At 33.6% G+C, this 18,790-nt stretch carries 18 protein-coding genes; 2 read left to right on the top strand and 16 right to left on the bottom strand.

The window, feature by feature from the left end; genetic code table 11:
- Positions 1-2 precede the first annotated feature (2 nt).
- The 4 genes from AC6CH4_RS21305 to AC6CH4_RS21290 are packed head-to-tail and all read right to left on the bottom strand — an operon-like array spanning position 3 to position 5,183.
- Positions 3-875: a tetratricopeptide repeat protein gene (locus AC6CH4_RS21305; RefSeq protein ID WP_498106549.1), complete on the bottom strand. Its 873-nt coding sequence runs from the start codon at positions 873-875 to the stop codon at positions 3-5.
- A 17-nt stretch (positions 876-892) separates the two neighbouring features.
- Positions 893-3,298 carry a M28 family peptidase gene (locus tag AC6CH4_RS21300; protein ID WP_498106547.1) on the bottom strand — a complete coding sequence of 802 codons (2,406 nt, stop codon included), beginning with the start codon at positions 3,296-3,298 and terminating at the stop codon, positions 893-895.
- 11 nt (positions 3,299-3,309) lie between these two features.
- Positions 3,310-3,657, bottom strand: coding sequence for a hypothetical protein (locus AC6CH4_RS21295; RefSeq protein WP_056188723.1), 348 nt, complete (start codon positions 3,655-3,657; stop codon positions 3,310-3,312).
- Complete coding sequence (locus tag AC6CH4_RS21290; protein WP_498106545.1) at positions 3,654-5,183, bottom strand: carbon-nitrogen hydrolase family protein; 1,530 nt, start codon at positions 5,181-5,183, stop codon at positions 3,654-3,656. Before AC6CH4_RS21290 ends, AC6CH4_RS21295 begins: the two co-directional genes overlap by 4 nt.
- A gap of 177 nt (positions 5,184-5,360) precedes the next feature.
- Between AC6CH4_RS21290 and AC6CH4_RS21285 the strand changes: the two genes are divergently transcribed.
- Positions 5,361-5,693, top strand: coding sequence for a single-stranded DNA-binding protein (locus AC6CH4_RS21285; protein WP_498106543.1), 333 nt, complete (start codon positions 5,361-5,363; stop codon positions 5,691-5,693).
- A gap of 63 nt (positions 5,694-5,756) precedes the next feature.
- On the opposite strand, the gene AC6CH4_RS21280 is transcribed toward AC6CH4_RS21285, so the two are convergent.
- The 10 genes from AC6CH4_RS21280 to metG form a co-directional block, all read right to left on the bottom strand.
- Complete coding sequence (locus AC6CH4_RS21280) at positions 5,757-6,449, bottom strand: DUF2461 domain-containing protein (protein WP_498106541.1); 693 nt, start codon at positions 6,447-6,449, stop codon at positions 5,757-5,759.
- A 91-nt stretch (positions 6,450-6,540) separates the two neighbouring features.
- A complete protein-coding gene (locus AC6CH4_RS21275) occupies positions 6,541-6,726 on the bottom strand; it encodes a hypothetical protein (protein ID WP_026984196.1) in 186 nt (61 codons plus the stop codon).
- 81 nt (positions 6,727-6,807) lie between these two features.
- Positions 6,808-7,326, bottom strand: coding sequence for a ferritin (locus AC6CH4_RS21270; RefSeq protein ID WP_056188711.1), 519 nt, complete (start codon positions 7,324-7,326; stop codon positions 6,808-6,810).
- 94 nt (positions 7,327-7,420) lie between these two features.
- The gene (locus AC6CH4_RS21265; protein WP_498106539.1) at positions 7,421-8,914 is read right to left on the bottom strand and encodes a hypothetical protein; all 1,494 of its coding nucleotides are present in this window, start codon (positions 8,912-8,914) and stop codon (positions 7,421-7,423) included.
- A 157-nt stretch (positions 8,915-9,071) separates the two neighbouring features.
- Positions 9,072-10,208: an OmpA family protein gene (locus tag AC6CH4_RS21260; RefSeq protein ID WP_498106537.1), complete on the bottom strand. Its 1,137-nt coding sequence runs from the start codon at positions 10,206-10,208 to the stop codon at positions 9,072-9,074.
- A 108-nt stretch (positions 10,209-10,316) separates the two neighbouring features.
- Positions 10,317-10,946, bottom strand: coding sequence for a CatA-like O-acetyltransferase (locus AC6CH4_RS21255; protein ID WP_498106535.1), 630 nt, complete (start codon positions 10,944-10,946; stop codon positions 10,317-10,319).
- A complete protein-coding gene (locus AC6CH4_RS21250) occupies positions 10,946-11,653 on the bottom strand; it encodes an HAD family hydrolase (RefSeq protein WP_498106533.1) in 708 nt (235 codons plus the stop codon). The genes AC6CH4_RS21255 and AC6CH4_RS21250 overlap by 1 nt, the downstream gene beginning before the upstream one ends.
- A 198-nt stretch (positions 11,654-11,851) precedes the next feature.
- Positions 11,852-12,739 carry a DMT family transporter gene (locus tag AC6CH4_RS21245; protein ID WP_498106531.1) on the bottom strand — a complete coding sequence of 296 codons (888 nt, stop codon included), beginning with the start codon at positions 12,737-12,739 and terminating at the stop codon, positions 11,852-11,854.
- Between the two features lie 89 nt (positions 12,740-12,828).
- The gene (locus AC6CH4_RS21240) at positions 12,829-14,286 is read right to left on the bottom strand and encodes a hypothetical protein (protein WP_498106529.1); all 1,458 of its coding nucleotides are present in this window, start codon (positions 14,284-14,286) and stop codon (positions 12,829-12,831) included.
- A gap of 153 nt (positions 14,287-14,439) precedes the next feature.
- Entirely contained in the window at positions 14,440-16,575 is a 2,136-nt protein-coding gene (gene metG / locus AC6CH4_RS21235; RefSeq protein ID WP_498106527.1) for a methionine--tRNA ligase, read from the bottom strand.
- A gap of 539 nt (positions 16,576-17,114) precedes the next feature.
- Between metG and AC6CH4_RS21230 the strand changes: the two genes are divergently transcribed.
- Entirely contained in the window at positions 17,115-17,342 is a 228-nt protein-coding gene (locus tag AC6CH4_RS21230; RefSeq protein WP_026984188.1) for a CDGSH iron-sulfur domain-containing protein, read from the top strand.
- A gap of 46 nt (positions 17,343-17,388) precedes the next feature.
- Here AC6CH4_RS21230 and AC6CH4_RS21225 read toward each other — a convergent pair whose 3' ends face one another.
- Both AC6CH4_RS21225 and AC6CH4_RS21220 read right to left on the bottom strand, forming a co-directional pair.
- Positions 17,389-17,880 (bottom strand): SMI1/KNR4 family protein, encoded by a 492-nt coding sequence (locus AC6CH4_RS21225; RefSeq protein WP_498106525.1) that lies wholly within the window; start codon positions 17,878-17,880, stop codon positions 17,389-17,391.
- 3 nt (positions 17,881-17,883) lie between these two features.
- Positions 17,884-18,786 carry a PhzF family phenazine biosynthesis protein gene (locus AC6CH4_RS21220; protein WP_498106523.1) on the bottom strand — a complete coding sequence of 301 codons (903 nt, stop codon included), beginning with the start codon at positions 18,784-18,786 and terminating at the stop codon, positions 17,884-17,886.
- Between the last annotated feature and the right edge of the window lie 4 nt (positions 18,787-18,790).

Below are 18,790 nucleotides of genomic sequence, written 5' to 3'. Positions count from 1 at the left end.
CTTTATTCAATTTTAACGTTGTTTTTCTCTGCAATTTTTTTGAATAAATCTTCTTTATTTTCAGATTTCATTTTTTGATAAATAGCTCCCAAAAGCTGTTCAGAATCTTTTACATATTCTGATTTTTCATTGGTGTAGATAACATGCGCCATGAAAATGTTGTCGAGCGCCTTTTCATCATCATTCAGAACAAAATAATTTTTTCCGGCACCAAAGTAACCTTCTGCATTATTAGGCTGGTATTTGATCAGTTTTTCATAATACTCAATAGCCGTCTTAAAATCTGATTTTAAGGTATAAGCAACCCCAATATTCATTAGTGCTAAATCGCCTTCCGGAAAAATATCAAGCGATTTTTTATAATATTTTATGGCATTATCAAAATCATTCAATTGTCTGTAACAAACGGCAATGTCATCCAGAGCGAGTACAAAATTCGGATCTTCCTTCAGCGAAAGCTGCAAACTTTCAATAGCTAGTTTATAGTTGCTCGCTTTCATGAAATCTTTTGCAATGATATAGGAATTCTGCGCCTTTTCATTTTTTGAATCAGCGTAGAAAATAGTCGTTTTGTCTTCTGGTTCTTGCGGAAGTAATTTTGGACATTTTTTAATGACAGCATCACTCACTTTTTGAATCATGCTTTTAATTCCGTCAACCGTGTTAATCGATTCCCTAACTTTTGGGTCTTTATCGGTCAATATAGTTTCAGACATTGTGCTGGTCAGGCAGTCTCTAAAGATATCTTCTGTAATAATGCCTGAATTTTTTTGCAAACAATCACATGTTTTTACGGCTATTTTTTCTTCTACAGCTTGTGCATAAATAGTGGGAAAGCTTGCAAATGCTATAAAAATCAGGATTCTTTTTTTCATATAAGGGTATTTCTATTTTATAAACTATTGTTTTGTTGCGGCTTAACTACTGGTGTTAAACTGTCTTTCGCAACAGTCAAGCTATCTTTGATTGGCGCAGCTTCTATTGTTGGTATTGGTGCAGTATATCTTTTTATTTTTTGCTGAATTAAAACGGCATCATTCAAAACAAAAGGTGTCGGCATCATCCAGTCGCTTCTTGGTTTTACCTGAAATAACGGATTAGTCATCAAATCAAAAGAACTCTCGATTAAATCCATATCAAAAATAGACGATTTGTTGATGTAGAATTCCATTACAAGTGGTTCGTTACCCACAACATAATAACATAAAATCTTCATACCTTCTCTTTCCAGACTATTTCCTTTTTGGTCAGAAGTTGAAACTCCATTGGCTTTAAAGTTGTAAAAAGTCATTTTAGGATGGGCAAAAATATCGTAACGATTGACCTTGCGGTTCGGTGTAATTTGTATTTTCATATAACGATTGTTGCCTATAACGCTATCTTTCAGGAAAGAAATTGTTGGTTTAGGAACATCAACAACCGGTGCAATGGCACTGTAGGTAAAGCCGGAATTGTATTTGCTGGCAAGTGGCAGTGCATTTAGCCCAACCGCTTTTTGATTTTTTTCTCCCAAATATGTTTTGGTCCAATCATCAAGATTTACATCGTATGTTGTCCACACGGCAGAATTTGTATCGGCATTGTATACGTAAAGTAAACTGTTCGATTTTGCTTTTCCATGTTCGTAACCAGAATTGTAACCTGCGTAAACAAAAAAGCCAATAGATACAACAAAAAAGAATGCGGCCCATGCTCCTTTTCTAATAAAATCTCCGAAAATTGGAAGTAACAATCCGAAAAGTAAAACAGTAAGTACGGCACTTCCAAAAAGAATTTTCAAACCTAAACCAATTGGAAACATTACAATAAATGGCGCAACAATTAGTAATGCAGGAAGCGTAAATAATAAGTTTAAACCTAAGCTGTAATGCTGTGTAATAACAAAAATTCCAAATAAGAAGATTCCAAAATAAACCGGAATAATCAGGAATCCTGCGCCAGTTAAGTTATTGGCTAAAAATATATTGATAACAATCCATAGTAGCAAAGGCGCTACAAAATGATTCATCGTGATTTTTGTTTCTGAGAAATGATTATAAAAAGCGAAGCAAATTGCAATGCTTAAAGTAACAAATGCTCCAATATAAGCATGCCCATTGTAGGTAAAACCATTAAGCAAGTCTGAATATTGCGGATAGATTTGTAAAACGATTTTCCATCCTAAAAACGTTACCAAACCGGCAATGATCAAAGCACCCAAAAAAGGAACAAAACCCTTAAAAATCTCTCTGAAAGAGATTAACCGTTTTGCTTTTCCAATAAAAATAAAAATAATTAGCAGGCCTAAAGCAATTATTGTCATTGGGAAAACCCAGGTAAACGGGTAACTTATAAATGAAAACGGAACGCTGAAATAAACATCGTCTGCAGTTGAGTTTGTTGCATTTAAGTCGATGTTTGAAAAGTATTTTAATAAAGGCATCAGATAAGTTCCCTGATGTGCCAGTGTCATTTTGTTTAAATGATAAATGTCGTCTTGTTGAGTGTGATAATTATAATGCCCGTCGATAAAAGCAAAATTAAATCCCTGAATGTTTCCTTGTTCTCTAAAAACAGTTAAATCAGTATCGTTTGGAAGCATTTTGTAAATACTGTACATCAACGAATTGGAAACCGGATATTTAGTTTTGGCTTTTGAAAATTCTTTTACAAGAGCTTCATTTCCTTTGTTGGTTTCCATCAGCATATAACTTGGTCCTGACGATCCTCTGGCTTCAAAATTAATAACCAAACCAACATCTTTTGCCCACGGATGTTTGTTTACAAACAACGCAGCGCCGTTCAATCCCAATTCTTCAGCATCTGAAAAAAGAATTATAATATCATTTTTTTGTGGTTGTTTGGAGTACATAAAAGCACGAATACCTTCAAGAATGGTAGCTACTCCAGAAGCATCATCACTTGCTCCTTTAGAAAAGGAATGTGGCGCACTGTCATAATGGGATAGTAATAAAAGTGCTTTTGAGTTGTTGGTCCCTTTTATGCGGGCCAGAATATTTTTAGATTTTACTAAAAGTCCCTTGTCGTTTAGTGTAAATCCTTCCTGAACAGAAGTCTCTAAACCAATCCGGTTCAATTCAAGTTTAAGGTAGTTTGCTACTAATTCGTGATTAGTAGATCCCACATAATGTGGTTTTTGAGCAATAATTTCGACTTGGTTTAGAGCCCTTTCGGTCGAAAATTCGGCAAGAGCTTCCTCTTCTTTCGAAATCCATTGTGGCATCATGGTGGCGTAAATAATACCAAGAATTGCTAAAATGCATACTACGGCAAGAATTGAGGTGGGGTTTTTTTTCATGATGAATAGTACTATATTTCTTTTTTAACAAGCATAAAATAATCATTGTCCAAAGATCTATATCCTTGGTCATACAGAAAATAGTAGGTATTCCCTGTTTTGGTCTGCAAGATATTGGTAAAGAAATCAAAATCAAAACCTTTATTGATCATTTTATCCCTTGTTGCCTTTGATTTCCCCTCCGTGTTTAGCTCGACCAAAATACGGTAATTTTTTCGTAATTTGTTGTTTACATTTCGCATGAAATTAGTGCTGTCTTTATTTATTTTGTTGTTGTAGGCATTTCGGCAACTATCAGAACAAAACTTTTTGTCTTCACGGCCTACAATTTTTTCGGAGCATTCAAGGCAGGTTTTCATTGTTCAATTTTTTTAATTTCGTATAAATCATGTCTTCTGTCTTTTAATATTCGCACACTTCCGTGTTCATGAAGTTGTTTTAGTAAGTTCAAATCAACATCAACAATGAGTGTCATTTCGGTATTTGGAGTTGCTTCGGCTTTAATTCCGTTGCTCGGAAAAGCAAAATCAGAAGGCGTAAACACAGAAGCCTGAGCAAATTGAATATCCATATTGTTCACCTTTGGCAAATTACCAACGCAACCGGCAATGGCTACATAACATTCATTTTCGATAGCACGCGCCTGTGAACAATGTTTTACACGCGTGTAAGCATTTTGAGTATCTGTTAAAAAGGGAACAAAAAGAATATTCATTCCTTCATTGGCCATAATTCTTGAAAGTTCCGGGAACTCAACATCATAACAAATTAAGATTCCAATTTTACCGCAATCGGTATCAAAGGTTTTAAACTGCGATCCGCCTTTCATTCCCCAATGCTGCACTTCATTTGGCGTAACGTGAATTTTGGTATACATTTCTGAAGTTCCGTCTCTTTTACATAAAAAACCAACATTGTATAAATTACCATTGTCCAAATAAGGCATACTTCCGGTAATGATGTTGATATTATATGAAATAGCAAATTCCTGAAAACGCTTTCTGATAGGATCAGAATATCGCGCAAGTTCCCGAATGGCTTCGGCCTCTGATAAATGATTGTAATCGGCCATCAAGGGGGCGATGAAAAGTTCCGGAAATAAAGCAAAATCAGCTCCATAGCCGGAAACTACATCAATAAAAAATTCTGCCTGTTCAAAAAACTCTTCAACATTATTCAATTGACGCATTTGCCATTGGATTAATCCTAAACGAATTACGCTTTTTTCAAGGTTGATAAGCTTCGGACTTTCGTCGTAATAGACATTATTCCACTCTAAAAGAACCGCAAATTCTTTTGATTCTTCGTCTCCTTCCAAATAATTTTTGATGATTTTCAAAACGTGAAAATCGTTGCTTAACTGAAAAGAAAGTACAGGATCGTGCAATTCTTTGTGTTTTACTTTATCAATATAATTTTTTGGAGTTAGTTTCTTAGAGTGTTGGGAATAATTTGGAATTCTGCCAGCAAATACAATGGCTTTCAAATTAAGCTGTTCACAAAGTTCTTTTCTGGCATCATACAAACGACGGCCTAAGCGTAAACCTCGATAATTAGGATGAATGAAAACATCGATTCCGTATAAAATTTCAGCATCTTTATTGTGGGTCGAAAAGGTGTAGTCACCAACAATTTGTCTGTAATTATGTCTTTTATCAACCAGCTTTTCGTCAACAATTAAAGATAACGCAGATCCTACAACTATATCATCGACTAAAATGACTAATTGACCTTCCGGGAATATCGAAAGTAATTTTTCGATGTCGCTAACGCTCCAATACGAATTGGCCATTTCAGGATACGACACGACCATCGAATTTTTTAATTGCTTGTAATCTTCGATTTCTAAATTTCGTAATTCAACCTTATTGATTTTTGTCTGCATGTAGTATGGTTTTTGTTAAATATACGAAAAATATTTCCATTTACAAACGCTTACAAATAGTTACAACCGAAAGTAAATAGTTGTTAACCGACTAATGTTTGAAAGCTGCCGCATCTTTGCACTGTTGAATTTGATAAACGAATTCGATTTTATAAGAACATTAAAAAAGTATACGCCATGAATGCAATGAAAAACAGAGTACAATTAATTGGGAACGTAGGAAACGACCCGGAAATTAAAACATTAGAAAGCGGAAAAAAATTTGCACAACTAACGATCGCAACACACGATTATTATAAAAATGACAAAGGTGAAAAAATAGAACAAACGGATTGGCATCGTGTTACAGCCTGGGGGAAAGTAGCTGAGATTATTGAAAAATTTGTCGTAAAAGGTAAAGAAGTTGCGATTGATGGAAAGTTAACCCACAGAAGTTATGATGATAAAAACGGGGAGAAGAAATATATAACCGAAGTTGTTGTAAATGAAATATTGTTGTTAAGCAAGTAATACTTGCTGTGTGGAGTAAACCCGACAGGTTTTAAAACCTGTCGGGTTTTTTTGTATATATAATTATAAAACAGAAGCTCCGTTTGTATCCGTTGTTAGTATTTCGCTCATATAATCAAAAAACGGTCTCATGTTTTTGAATGTCTCTAAAGCTTGTTCTAAAAAATGCGGACTTAAAACTTCATCATCAGTAAAACGTTTCATGACCAGGAACTGTTTGTACCGAAGTAAATCAATAGCTTCATGGTTTACATCAAAATCTTTGGGAGCTGTTTTAAGTTGTTCGCCTTGTAAAGTTCCGAAAGTGTTGATAAAATATTTTGTATTCACTATTTTTTTCATGGATTCAGGATCATGTGCGAATTCGCTTCTTATACGTTTTAAATCTGCCGCATTTGGTCCCCAAAAACCACCGGCAAGAAAGCTGTTTCCTTGTTCCAGATGAAAATAATAACCGCCGCGTCTTGTTGCTGTGGCTCTGGTATAACTTCCTCCCCAAAAGGTTTTGAAAGGAGTTTTATCTTTTGAGAACCGAATATCACGGTAAATTCGGTAAACGCTTTTCTTTCCGGAAGCGGTTTCAAGAACATCAGTTTTGGAAAGTTCCTGAAGCAAAGCACCTGCAAAATTTTCAATATGATTTAATTCGTTTAAGTAAGTGGGCTTATTTGTTTCAAACCAGGGCTTGTTATTGTTGCTTTTAAGTTGAAGCAAAAAATCAAGACTGGATTTAGGTATAGTAATCTGGTTTTCCATAGTTAAATTTTGAGAGTTTTTAATATCAAAAGTGGTCTGCAATTTAAACAAAAAACCCACCAGATTTCTCGGTGGGTTTTGAATATATTGTTTAAGCCGTTTTTTTGAATAAATCAAACATAGGACAACGCGAACAGCGTTTCTTTTCGCTCTTTTTGTATTTTTCACAACAAGAAGATTTACAGTTTTCTAACTTCTTAATGTTCTCAAGGATAGCTTTATTCTTCTTTTTCTTTTTATCCTTTTTTTTGTCCTTGTCTTTTTCTTTCTTGCTCAATTTTCCTCTGTATTATAAAAACAGAGACAAATATAAAAGAATTTTGTTATTTTTAAGTATTCTAAATAAACTTTAACTTTTTTATTTTGGATTGATAGCTATTGAGCTGGTAACAGTTAACTGCTGAATATCACGATCAAACAAGTAAAGTCCGCCTTTGTCATCACCAATTAAGTTGATTTTATCTAAGATTGATTTAGCTGTAGCCTCTTCTTCGATTTGTTCAGATACATACCATTGTAAGAAATTATGTGTTGCATAATCTTTTTCTTCAAAAGTGATGTGAACCAATTCATTAATAGATTCTGAAACAAAAATTTCATGGCTATAAAGCGCTTCAAACATTTCTTTAAATGTAGTATAAGATGTTTTTGGTGCTTTTAGATCTGTAATCGTTGCATGTCCGCCTCGCTCGTTAACATATTTAACTAGTTTTAGCATGTGCGCGCGCTCTTCGTCTGACTGTGTGTACATAAATTGAGCTATTCCTTCTAATCCGTGTACTTCAGCCCAACAAGCCATAGAAAGGTAGGTTTGCGAAGATTCTGCCTCTATGCGTATTTGCTTGTTCAAAGCCGATTCAATATTTTTCTTTAGCATAATTTGTGTCTTTTTTGTAAAGTTAAAAAAAATAATCCATTCCATTTTTTTGAAAGAGAGAAACAGCAGACATTTGGATTAATTCTCAATAAATTTAAGGCCTTTTCTGAAAAGGTTTTTTGAAAGACGAAGGAGCATTTAATCGCTCAAGAAATGGATCATCTGCGTTAAATCCATCTTTGAATTTACGCATGATAAATTGTTTTGAAACCGTATCGTAATAGCTAAGAATATAGAAATCTTTATATTTTAAAATGTTGTCTAATGCTATCTGCTTATTCAAACTCATAAAATAGAATATATTATCAATCGCTAATGGTTCTAGTTGTTCTTGTTTTACAACATTATAATTAGGATTCCATACACTTTCAAAATAAACCGTTTCAGTATGAATATAACCTGAAGAATAATTTGGTGGATAGTATGATGAACCATTATTATAAAATCCAAAATCTTCAGAAGGATAGTAGGAAGAGATGTATATACTGCCTTGTATTGCCATTTTAGGATTTCCTCCTAGTGTCATTAAGGTATTTTCTTTGTTTTTAAAAACGGATAATCCAATATCTAAAAATGAAAGATGATTTAAGAATTTTTTTGTTGTTTTTAATTCTTTAGCTTTTTCATCCTCTCTCTGAATTAATAATGGAGATGTTTTAAAATCAATAGTGTCATTTTTTGTAATATGAAAACTTTTTAGAGTTTCATTTGAATTGTAATCTTTTATATCAAAGAATAACTCTTCATCACTGGCAATAGTTTGATACAGTTTATTATCCTGAAAAAACGAATTACTTATTTTTTTAGGTTTCTCAATAGCAGATTGGTTAAAGGTTTTTTCTTTAATTTCTTCTGTTTCGAGATTTATATCAAATACCTGAGTTTTTTTTGGATTATGATCTAAAGTTAAAACAAAACGGTTTGGAAAGATGTATAATTTACTTTTTGCAGTGCTTCTAAATAGAGGGGTGTATTCTTCTGCGTCAATTTTTTCAATTGGATTTTGCTGAATAACATAATTGAAAGTGACAAATTTCGTGGTTCTATTCTGAAATTTGAAAGCTGAAAAATCGAATATTTTCTGCTCGACAGTGCCATTTTCAAAAGTATAAAGAACAAGTGTTTGTTCTTCCAAATCTTTAACAAGGAGATTAAATGAATTTTCTAACTGAAATTGCGCTATAATAGATTGCTTTTCAGAGGTAAATACGAAATTTAAATTTTTTGAGGTTTTGTTTCCAAAGAAATATTTAATAGCGATAATAGTTCCATAATCTTTAGTTGCCCAATAGAGTGTAGGTAATCCGTCGGCACTAAAACTATATCCAACCAGAGACTTGTCACCAATGTCTTTTAAGGGACCTTTATATTGGTCCGTCAGGAATAAGGAACTGTTGTATTTTAAAATAGAGATATTCTGACTATCTGCTGCAAAGGCAAAAACTTCATGAGTCTGTTGGTTTTCAGCTGTCAAAATCTGCTCTGCTCCGTTCGATTTTTTTAAATCTAACGGATAGGAATTCAATATTGTTTGACTGAACAACAATGAATTAGAGAATACAAGAAATAAGAGTACAATTTTTTTCACATTATTTTAACTACAAATATTGTTCCAATTTTATTAGATGGAATTTTTGAATAATGAAAGTACAAATTATTTCTGATAGATTTTAAGTCTTCAAAAAGACAAAATAAAAAAGCCCTAAACTTTTTCTTTAGGGCTTCATTTTTTATTTAAAAAAAGATTATTTTACTTTAAAAGTAACTCTTCTTGCTAATCGTCTTGCTTCTTCTGAATCTTTTTGGATTGAAGTGTCCTCTCCATGAGGAATAACATTTAATCTTGAAGATGCAATTCCTGCTTTTTCAAAAATGGTTTCTACATTATTAGCCCTTGCATTTGATAATTTATCATTATACTCTGAGCTACCAACCTGATCAGCATAACCAAGAATATCAAGAGAGGCCGAAGGGTTTTTTCTTAAATAAGTTAAAACAACATCTATAGCAGCCGTTGAATTTTCGATTGGAGTCGATTTATTGAAATCAAAATAAACACTATAGTATTTGTCGTTGATCAATTCTTTGATAACATCTTTGTCATTTACTACTGTATTAGTAACCGGTTTTTCAACAATTACCTGCTTTTCGGGCATTTTATTTACCTGAGCTTCAAGATTGGCAACCTTATTTTCTAATGCAGCAATATCAGCATTTTCGGAGATTACAGTCCAGTCGGCATGTTTGGTATTTTTACCCAAGTAAATGTTCAGACCTGCAGTTCCAGTAAATAATAATCCACTAAATCCTCTTGAGTTTGTAAGAGCACCACCATCAAAAGTGTGATCCTGGTAAGCATTTACAATGGTCGAAATATCTCCTGTTAAGGCAAAACGATCTGACAATCTAATTTGTCCTGTTAGACCAGCAATGAAATTACCAACATTGTCTTTTACATGTAAATCTTTATTTTCTAAACGTCCCACTCCAAAACCAGCATGTGCAAGTAAACCAAATGTATTTGTCCAGGTTTCGAAATTCATAATTCTTCCTAAGTTGGCTACACCTTGCAGATCGACTCTGTAGTATTTTGAGTCAAAATCAATTGAACTATTATTTTGACCAGTGAAACTATTATATCCAACATCCGCTTTTAAACCGAATTTGTTGTTCAACATGTATCTTACACCTAAATCGACAGTATAAGGATTGATTCTTGAAGTGTAATAATTCCCAGAGGTAAATGGACGCTGAGGTTTGTTGAAACCACCTTCTAATTCTACAGACCACTTGTTATAATTGGTTGTACTATTGTTTTCTGTTTGTGCTTTTGCATGCATTAAACTTAATGCAAACGCCAGAGTAATTACAATTTTTTTCATTGTATTTGAGATTTTAAATTTTCCCCAAACCAACAATTATTTGTAAGAATTACTTTCCGTTAAAAGTCCAAAACATGATAAAATAGGGTTTATTGCGTAAGATAAACATTAAGAGTTCATTAGGTCTTGAAAAGCATCAACGAACTGACTGACATGTAAGCCATCCATTAATCCATGATGAACATGAACTGATATAGCAATAGTTCTTTTTCCAGATTCAGAAGTCATCATTTTTCCAAATGAAATCTTAGGGCAACTATCCGGAAAGGTATAGCTCCTTGCATGTGAAAGTGATGTGAAATTCAACCACGGAATCGCCGAAAAGTGAATTACATTATCATCATCAAACGATCTGGTAAAAAGTCCGGTTGTTTTTTGAATTCGTTCGATTTCTGCTAAAGCAATCTTTTCGAAAATTCTAAAATCAGAATTATATTCAATTAATGAAAATCCGAAAGTACCATCTTCACGCCCAATGGTTGCTGAAGCATCGATACGATCATTAATGTAAATTTTGCCTTCTGAAATTCGATATCTAAAATTCTCAATTGTATTTACTGCAACTAAAGTTTTATGCAAATAATAGATGAAAAAAGAACTATTCAAACTTTTGGCAGTTTGATACGCTTTGGTACAATCAATCTCAACAGTTACACCAAAAAATGGTTCTTCCATTCTGCAGAAATGTTCAAAATGCTCTTTTCTGTTCCAGTTTTCTAAGTCTAAAAGTGTTTTCATTATAATAAATTATGGAGCACTTCAGAAATTTTTTCAAAAGAACTAAAATGTTCGTGCTCTACTTTATGATTAATTTTTTCGTGTTCCCAGGTAGTATGAAAAGGGATATGAACTGCATAACCGCCAATTCCTAAAACCGGCAAAATATCTGATTTTAAAGAATTCCCAATCATCAAGAATTGATGTGCCTGAATGTCTAAACGTCCCAAAAGTTTTTCATAATCAATTTCCTGTTTGTCTGACATTACTTCAATATGGTGAAAATAATGACCTAAACCGGAACGATGTAATTTACTGTGCTGATCTTTCAGATCGCCTTTTGTAGCAACAACCAATTTATATTTGCCATGCAAAGCCTGTAAAGTTTCTTCGATTCCGTCCAGCAACTCGATTGGTTTTTCAAGCAATTCTTTTCCGTATTGAATGATTTTCTCAACGACTTCAATCGGAATTGTATTGTTCGAAATATTCATCGCCGCCTCAATCATCGACAAAATATAGCCTTTGATTCCGTAACCGTACAAAGGTAAATTGGCAATTTCGATTTTGAATAATTCCTGTGAAATACCCTGATGCGAAAGATAATCTTCCATCAAAGCACAAAATTTATGTTCGGTTTCCTGAAAATAAGGTTCGTTTACAAATAGAGTATCATCTGCATCGAATGCGATTACTTTTAAATTGGGTATTTTGCTTTTATCTAACATGGTTTTTTGTTTCAGGTTTTATTTGTTTCAGGTTTCAAGTTTTTCGCGACAGATTAAAATGATTTTAAAGATTTTTTTAAAAATATCTGCGCCGATCTGTTTAAATCTACAAAATCTGCGTGAAACTTTTTCTGGGCACTAATTAAAAAATTAATCTGCGTAAATCCGCCACAATCCGTGTCATCCGCGTGCCATTTCTCAACCCTTTGAAAACAGTCTTTTTAATGAAATAGTCTTATCGTAAAAAGTAATCCTGATTCCGAAGAGCAAAATGATTCCGCCAAAAACCATCTGTAAAGTTATTTGTTCTTCTAAAAACAACCAAGCTAATATCGAAGTTATTACAGCCTGACTCAATAAACTTAGCGAAACCCTGGTTGCGCGCATGTGTTGTGTCGCATAACTGATCGAAAGCCAGGCACACAATTGACAAATTACAGCTTGTAAAACCAGAACAAACCAACCTGTATTTGTGAATCCAGTAAAAGGTTGGTCCAGCGAATAACAAAGAATTCCTAAATAAACGCTTGAAGCCAATAAACTGATCGTCATAAAAGATAAAACATCAACATCCGAAAGAACATTTTTGCTAACTAATAGATAAATCGAGTATAAAATACCTGATAAAACCGCAAACAAGAAAGCCTGGTCGAAATTCAATTCCATAAAAAAACTAAAACCAACCAAAGTCACCATTCCGAATAAAGAAACCACCGTTCCAATCCAGAAATTGGTTGCTGGTTTTGATTTCAAAAATAAAAAAGAACCAATCCCAACCCAAAGCGGTGATAAATTTGTCAATAAAGAAGCTTGGGTTGCACTCGAATCCAGAATGGCGATATTCCAAACGGCAACATCTGAAGAAAACAAAACACCGCAGAGCATGGCCAAAAGCAAAAACTTGGTTTTTGGAAGTTTAAAACTTTTGGTAATAATTACATATGGCAAAAGCAAAATGACCGCAAAAAACATGCGGTAAAAAGCGGAAATTAATCCAGGAGCTAATTTCAGTTTAACCAATATCGGAAAAATTGAAATACAAAGTATCCCGCAGATTAATGCTAATCTTGGTTTGGTGAGTTTCATTTAGTGATTTTTTGAAGCTTTCTTTTTCTTAAAAAGCTGTAATTTTATAAAATAATTCCCGGACGCAAGTCCGGGAATTATTAATGTTTTCAGTCATTAAATTTTCTAATAATATATTCTTTTGCTTTTTTGTCATAATATCCTAAATAATAAGAATCTATCTTAAATAAAATTTGTGCAGATGTATCTTCATTTTTATCAAGAAACGTTCGAATCTTATCAAATGCTAACGGCTGTAATTCGCCTTTTACGTGATTGCCTTCTTTGTCAAATAAACCTTCTACCTTAATCACTTTTCGGCTAGAATAGGAATTGAAGCTATCCATAGTTGGATTAAATATCACAGCTCCTAATAATGAACCTATAAAGCCAAATTGATTCATTACAGATTGACCTGCAGGTTGTTGTGATGTATCAGAAATGCCTCCGAAAGTTATTAATGTATTTTCCCCAACATTATAACAGGCAATACCTGCATGTAAATTAGTTATCTTTCGAATAAATTGGGAAGAGTTCTCCAATACTTTCTCACCTCCACCAAAAAAATCGTTTCCTTGCTGTGAAATTTCTGTGTTTTTAAATTCAATTGGAGTATCTCCAGTTGCAGTGTATTCTTTGAGTAAATTACCATCTAAATCTTTTATGGTAAAATGAAAAATATCGGCTGAAGATTTTATTTGATATAGTTTATTGTTAATAAAGAAAGAGTTTGAATTTAATCGAACAGAATATCCTCCTGAACTCATTTCTGAAATTGAAGGAAATTTAATTATTTTTTCGATAGCACTAAATCTTGTTAAATCAATTACAATAGCTTGGGTGTAATTTACATTATTATCAATTGTTATAACGATTTGATTTTTATTAAAATAACACTTTCTCTTTTTTGTAGCTTCATTTAATGAAGTTGGATTTTCGATATTCATAAAATGCATCGAAAAAGGCCATTCATTAGGAAGGAAACTCTCCTCTAATACGCCATAGAGCGTTGATTTGACATACTTTTTTTTAAAGAAATGAAATCCTTCCAAAGAGATCGTTTTTGATGCGTACACTCCTTCTTTATCAAAAATATGTAATCTTAAATTATTGCTTTTTTTAACAACAGTTAAGATATAAAACTTTTCATTTTCACTAAATTTTTGCAAAAACTTTTCGTCTTTTAAAGCAAGGGTGTATTGTTGTGTTTGGACTGTTCGGCTATTAAAATCATACAATTGTGTGAAAATATCTTCATAATCATCCGAAGACCAGAAAAGTCTTGTATTATTATTTTTGATGTTATAACCAATCATATTGGTGTAAACTTTAGTATTTGGTCTTTCTGTTGAAATACTATCTACTATTTGCATTTTTTCATTAAGATGAATAGCATTTACTTTTATTTTGTCACTGACAAATACGGTAACATCTTTTTTCTGATCATTTACGGTCTGGAAAACACCACGATTTTTTTTTAATTCAATAGGTGTAGAACTAATTGTTTCTTGTGAAAAAGAGACTAAACCATTTAAAAGTAAAGCCGTAAGGAGTATTTTTTTAAACATTATGAGATTTGATTTTTTTATTTGCTAATATCTAGTTTTTTTATGAAACTAGATATTAGCAAATAAAATATTAGAGAGTGATTTTTAAAATCAAAAAGCGTGAATCAATTAAAATGTTTAATCGATTCACGCCATTTTATAGTAGTATAAAACTTAGTTTACCGTTTCGCCATTAGGTGCATCAGCATCCGGATTGATAAAAACCAATTTTCCTTCAGCATTTGTAGTCATCAAAATCATACCCTGACTTTCAACACCACGTAGAGCTCTTGGCGCTAAATTGGCTAATACAGAAACACGTTTTCCGATAATTTCTTCCGGAGAAAAGCTTTCGGCAATTCCGGAAACGATTGTACGAACGTCAATTCCGGTATCTACCTTAAGAACCAGAAGTTTGTTTGCTTTTGGCATTTTTTCTGCTTCCAGAATAGTTCCAACACGAATGTCCATTTTAGCAAAATCCTCAAACTGAATCAACTCTTTTTGTGGTTCCGGTTGTTTGCTTTCTGCAAGATTGGCTGTTTTTGTAGCTTCCAATTTATCTATTTGTTTTTGTATTTCTTCGTCTTCTATTTTAGCAAAAAGCAATTCTGCTTCGCCAATTTTATGTCCTGCCGGAATTAAATCTGAATTTTCAGCAATATCATTCCAACCTAGTACTTTATCAATAATGATGTCTTTTGCATCACGATTTTTCTCTTTAAGAAATTTACTAAATCCTTCAAAATGCTCTTTAAGATCACTTAAATTAAGGATTTTTGAAAGTTTAGCTGAGGTAAAAGGTAAAAATGGTTCAGCCAAAACACTCAAAGCAGTAGCAATTTGCAAGGCCACATACATTTGGGTTTTTACACGCTCCGGATTGTCTTTCATTACTTTCCAAGGCTCTTCGTCTGCTAAATATTTATTTCCTAGACGGGCCACATTCATCAATTCGCCTAAAGCTTCACGGAATCTGTAACGCTCCACTGAACTTGAGATTACAGCCGGATATGCTTTTAATTCGGCTAAAGTTTGCTCGTCAACTTCACTAAATTCATTTGGCGTCGGAATAACTCCTTCGTAATATTTGTTGGTTAAAACCACAACACGATTAATGAAATTCCCGAAAATCGCAACCAATTCGTTGTTGTTTCTCGCCTGGAAATCTTTCCATGTAAAATCGTTATCCTTAGTTTCTGGAGCGTTTGAAGTTAATGCATAACGCAAAACGTCTTGTTTCTCCGGAAATTCTTCTAAATATTCGTGCAGCCAAACTGCCCAGTTTTTAGAAGTCGAAAGTTTGTTTCCTTCCAAATTCAAAAACTCATTTGCCGGAACATTGTCTGGTAAAATGTAGCTTCCTTCGGCTTTTAACATTGCAGGGAAAATGATACAGTGAAAAACGATATTGTCTTTCCCGATAAAGTGAACCAATTTGGTTTCCTCATCTTTCCAATACGGTTCCCAGTCTTTTCCTTCGCGCGCCGCCCATTCTTTCGTAGACGAAATATATCCGATAGGCGCATCAAACCAAACATATAATTTTTTTCCTTCGGCACCTTCAACCGGAACATCAATTCCCCAATCAAGGTCACGTGTTACCGCACGAGGTTCTAATCCGCCGTCTACCCAAGATTTAACCTGTCCGTAAACATTCGGTTTCCAGTCGTTTTTATGTCCGACTAAAATCCATTCTGTCAGGAAATCAGTGTATCTGTCCAAAGGTAAAAACCAGTGTTTTGTTTCTTTTAAAATAGGAGTTTCTCCCGTAATCGTCGATTTTGGATTGATCAAATCGGTCGCATTCAAAGTCGATCCGCACTTTTCGCACTGATCGCCATAAGCTTCCGGATTATCACATTTTGGGCAAGTTCCTACTACAAAACGGTCAGCCAAAAACTGATCTGCTTTTGCATCGTACAATTGTTCTGTTACTTCTTCAATAAAATCACCGTTATCATACAAAGTTCTGAAGAATTCCTGAGCTGTATCATGATGAATTTTAGCCGAAGTACGAGAATAATTATCAAATGAAATTCCGAAATCAGCAAATGATTTTCTTATAATTCCGTCGTATTTATCAATAACTTCTTGTGGCGTAACTCCTTCTTTTTTTGCTTTCATCGAAATTGCAACACCGTGTTCATCGCTTCCGCAGATAAATGCAACATCTTTTCCTTGCAGACGCAAGTATCTCGAATATATATCTGCAGGCACGTAAACCCCCGCCAAATGCCCAATATGTATAGGTCCGTTGGTGTAAGGTAGGGCTGCCGTAATAGTATATCTCTTTGGATTCTGTATCATAACTCAATTTTATTGAGTGCAAAAATAAGCAATAGAATTGAGAATTTGTTATTTCAGGGAGATTCGCAAAGATTTTCGCGGAGATTCGCTGAATTTTTTAATCTCGCAATCCCGATAGCTATCGGGAGCAGAGACGCAAAGTTTTTAAATTAAATCTGCTCAATCTGCGGAATCTGCGTGAAACAAAAATTTCATGAGATTATTTAGTGTTGATTATATTTTTCAGAAGCTAATCCCGCTATCCGTTCCAATCTTTTGTGTCCGCCGCGGCGGACACAAAAGGATTTCCACTTCTATCGGGGCTAGGGCACTCATTTTCAAAAGAAGGTATCCGCCTTGTTTGTCATCCTGACGAAGGATGGATCACACACGAAACTCGACAAAGATTGGCGAATTTCTGTGCGGAATATCTATTGTGATCCTTACTTCGTCAGGATGACAATATTGCGTAAAATAGAACCAGTTTAAACTACGTTTACCGCTTATAAATAAAGATATATTTTGCAACCTTTGCCTAAGAAAAAAACAAAGACAATCTTATGAGCAAGACAAAACTTATCATCAATAAAAACGGATCTATAAAAATCGAAGGTGATTTTGAAATCATGGATTCAGAAGGAACAGTATACGGACTTCAGGGAAGATCTGCATTAGGGCTTTGCCGTTGCGGATTATCTGCAAACAAACCTTTTTGCGATGGTGGACACCGCAATAACTTCGAACACGATTCTGTTGCGTTTGATTTACCGCCTATGAAAACGAACTAATTTCTGGTTGAGATATAAAAAAGCTGCATTATTTAATGCAGCTTTTTTATATCTCATATTCTTTAGTTATAAATTTAAGAACATTTTTAAAGTATTCTTTTAAATTTTGATAAGGATTTTCACCAGCATGCCAATTTGCAAATATCCAATATTTCCATTTTTCATTTTTTGATTCTGGAGGTAGTATTAAGAAATACTGTTCTTCTTCTATACCTGCAACAAGTATAGCATTTTCTAATTCAGGTAAACCATATGCTTCAATAGTAAAAGGATCAATGTTTTTTAAGAAGTCAATTTTTTCAATTGCTTCAAAAGTAGGTTCAATTTGATTTGGTGCTGAAAAGCCATTGGTTATGCTTATAAACTCTATGTAATCTTTGGGTAATTTAATACCGAGTTTATTTTCAGCTTCAATTATTTGATTTTCTGAAGCAGGAATAGTTCCGAGCCAATTGTGTTCAATTTGTTCAGGTGTAAAATTAAAATCTTCATATTTAATTGCTTTTTCAGAAATTGCAATTAGTAAATTTTTCATCATTTTTTATAAATATAATTCTCCACGCATCGTAATAATTGAAGAACCACCAACTAAAATATCTTCTTCACGATTCATAACTTCAATCATTGAAGCCTGTTTTAATTTTACACCTTGCAGGATTTTATATTCTTTCTCTGATTTAGTGAATTTCTTTTGTGTCAAAAAGCCAATTAGTGGGCCTGCAGCTGTTCCGGTTGCCGGATCTTCATATATTCCGATTATAGGGTTGAAGAATCTCGTTTCGACTATGTGTTCCTGATTTTCATCGGCAGGAGTGAAACAATAAAATCCTTCAAATTTATATTCTTTTGAAATTTCGATTAAAAGTTGGTTATCAGGTATAATACTATTGAGCACCTGACTGTTTTTTATGGGAACCATGGTATGGGCGACTTCTGTTTTTACAATTGTCGGAACAAAGGCATTTACATCTAAATCTTCAATTTTTAAACCCAATGCTACCGCAATTCTATAAGTTGGAATTTCCTGTTTAATGACTGCCGATTTTTGATGCATTTGTACCACCGGATAATATGTAATCGGATCAAAACTTACTGTTAATGGAATGGATGAATTTTTCATGATGACAAAACGTTCGCTTTCATTTTGCTCTTCAAAAATGGGCATTCTTTTTAGCATGGCACCACAAACAGCACCCAATAAATTGTGTCCTGCACCATCAATTTCGATTCCGGTTGGGGTAAACGAGCGAACTTTTAGGGCTTTTTTCTTTGTAGAATAATAAACAAATGATGTTTCAGAATAACCAAATTCTTTTGAAATGTTTTGATAGGTTTCTAATTCTAAATCACCATTTGTAAAAACAACCGACAATGGGTTTCCTTTATAACTTTTATTCGAGAATACATCTAAAACATAGTATTGTAAAGTGGTTCTGTTTTCCATTGTT

Source organism: Flavobacterium sp. GQ95 (assembly GCF_059758655.1).
Note: the sequence above shows the minus strand (reverse complement) of the source record. Positions and strands in the feature narration are given on the sequence as shown.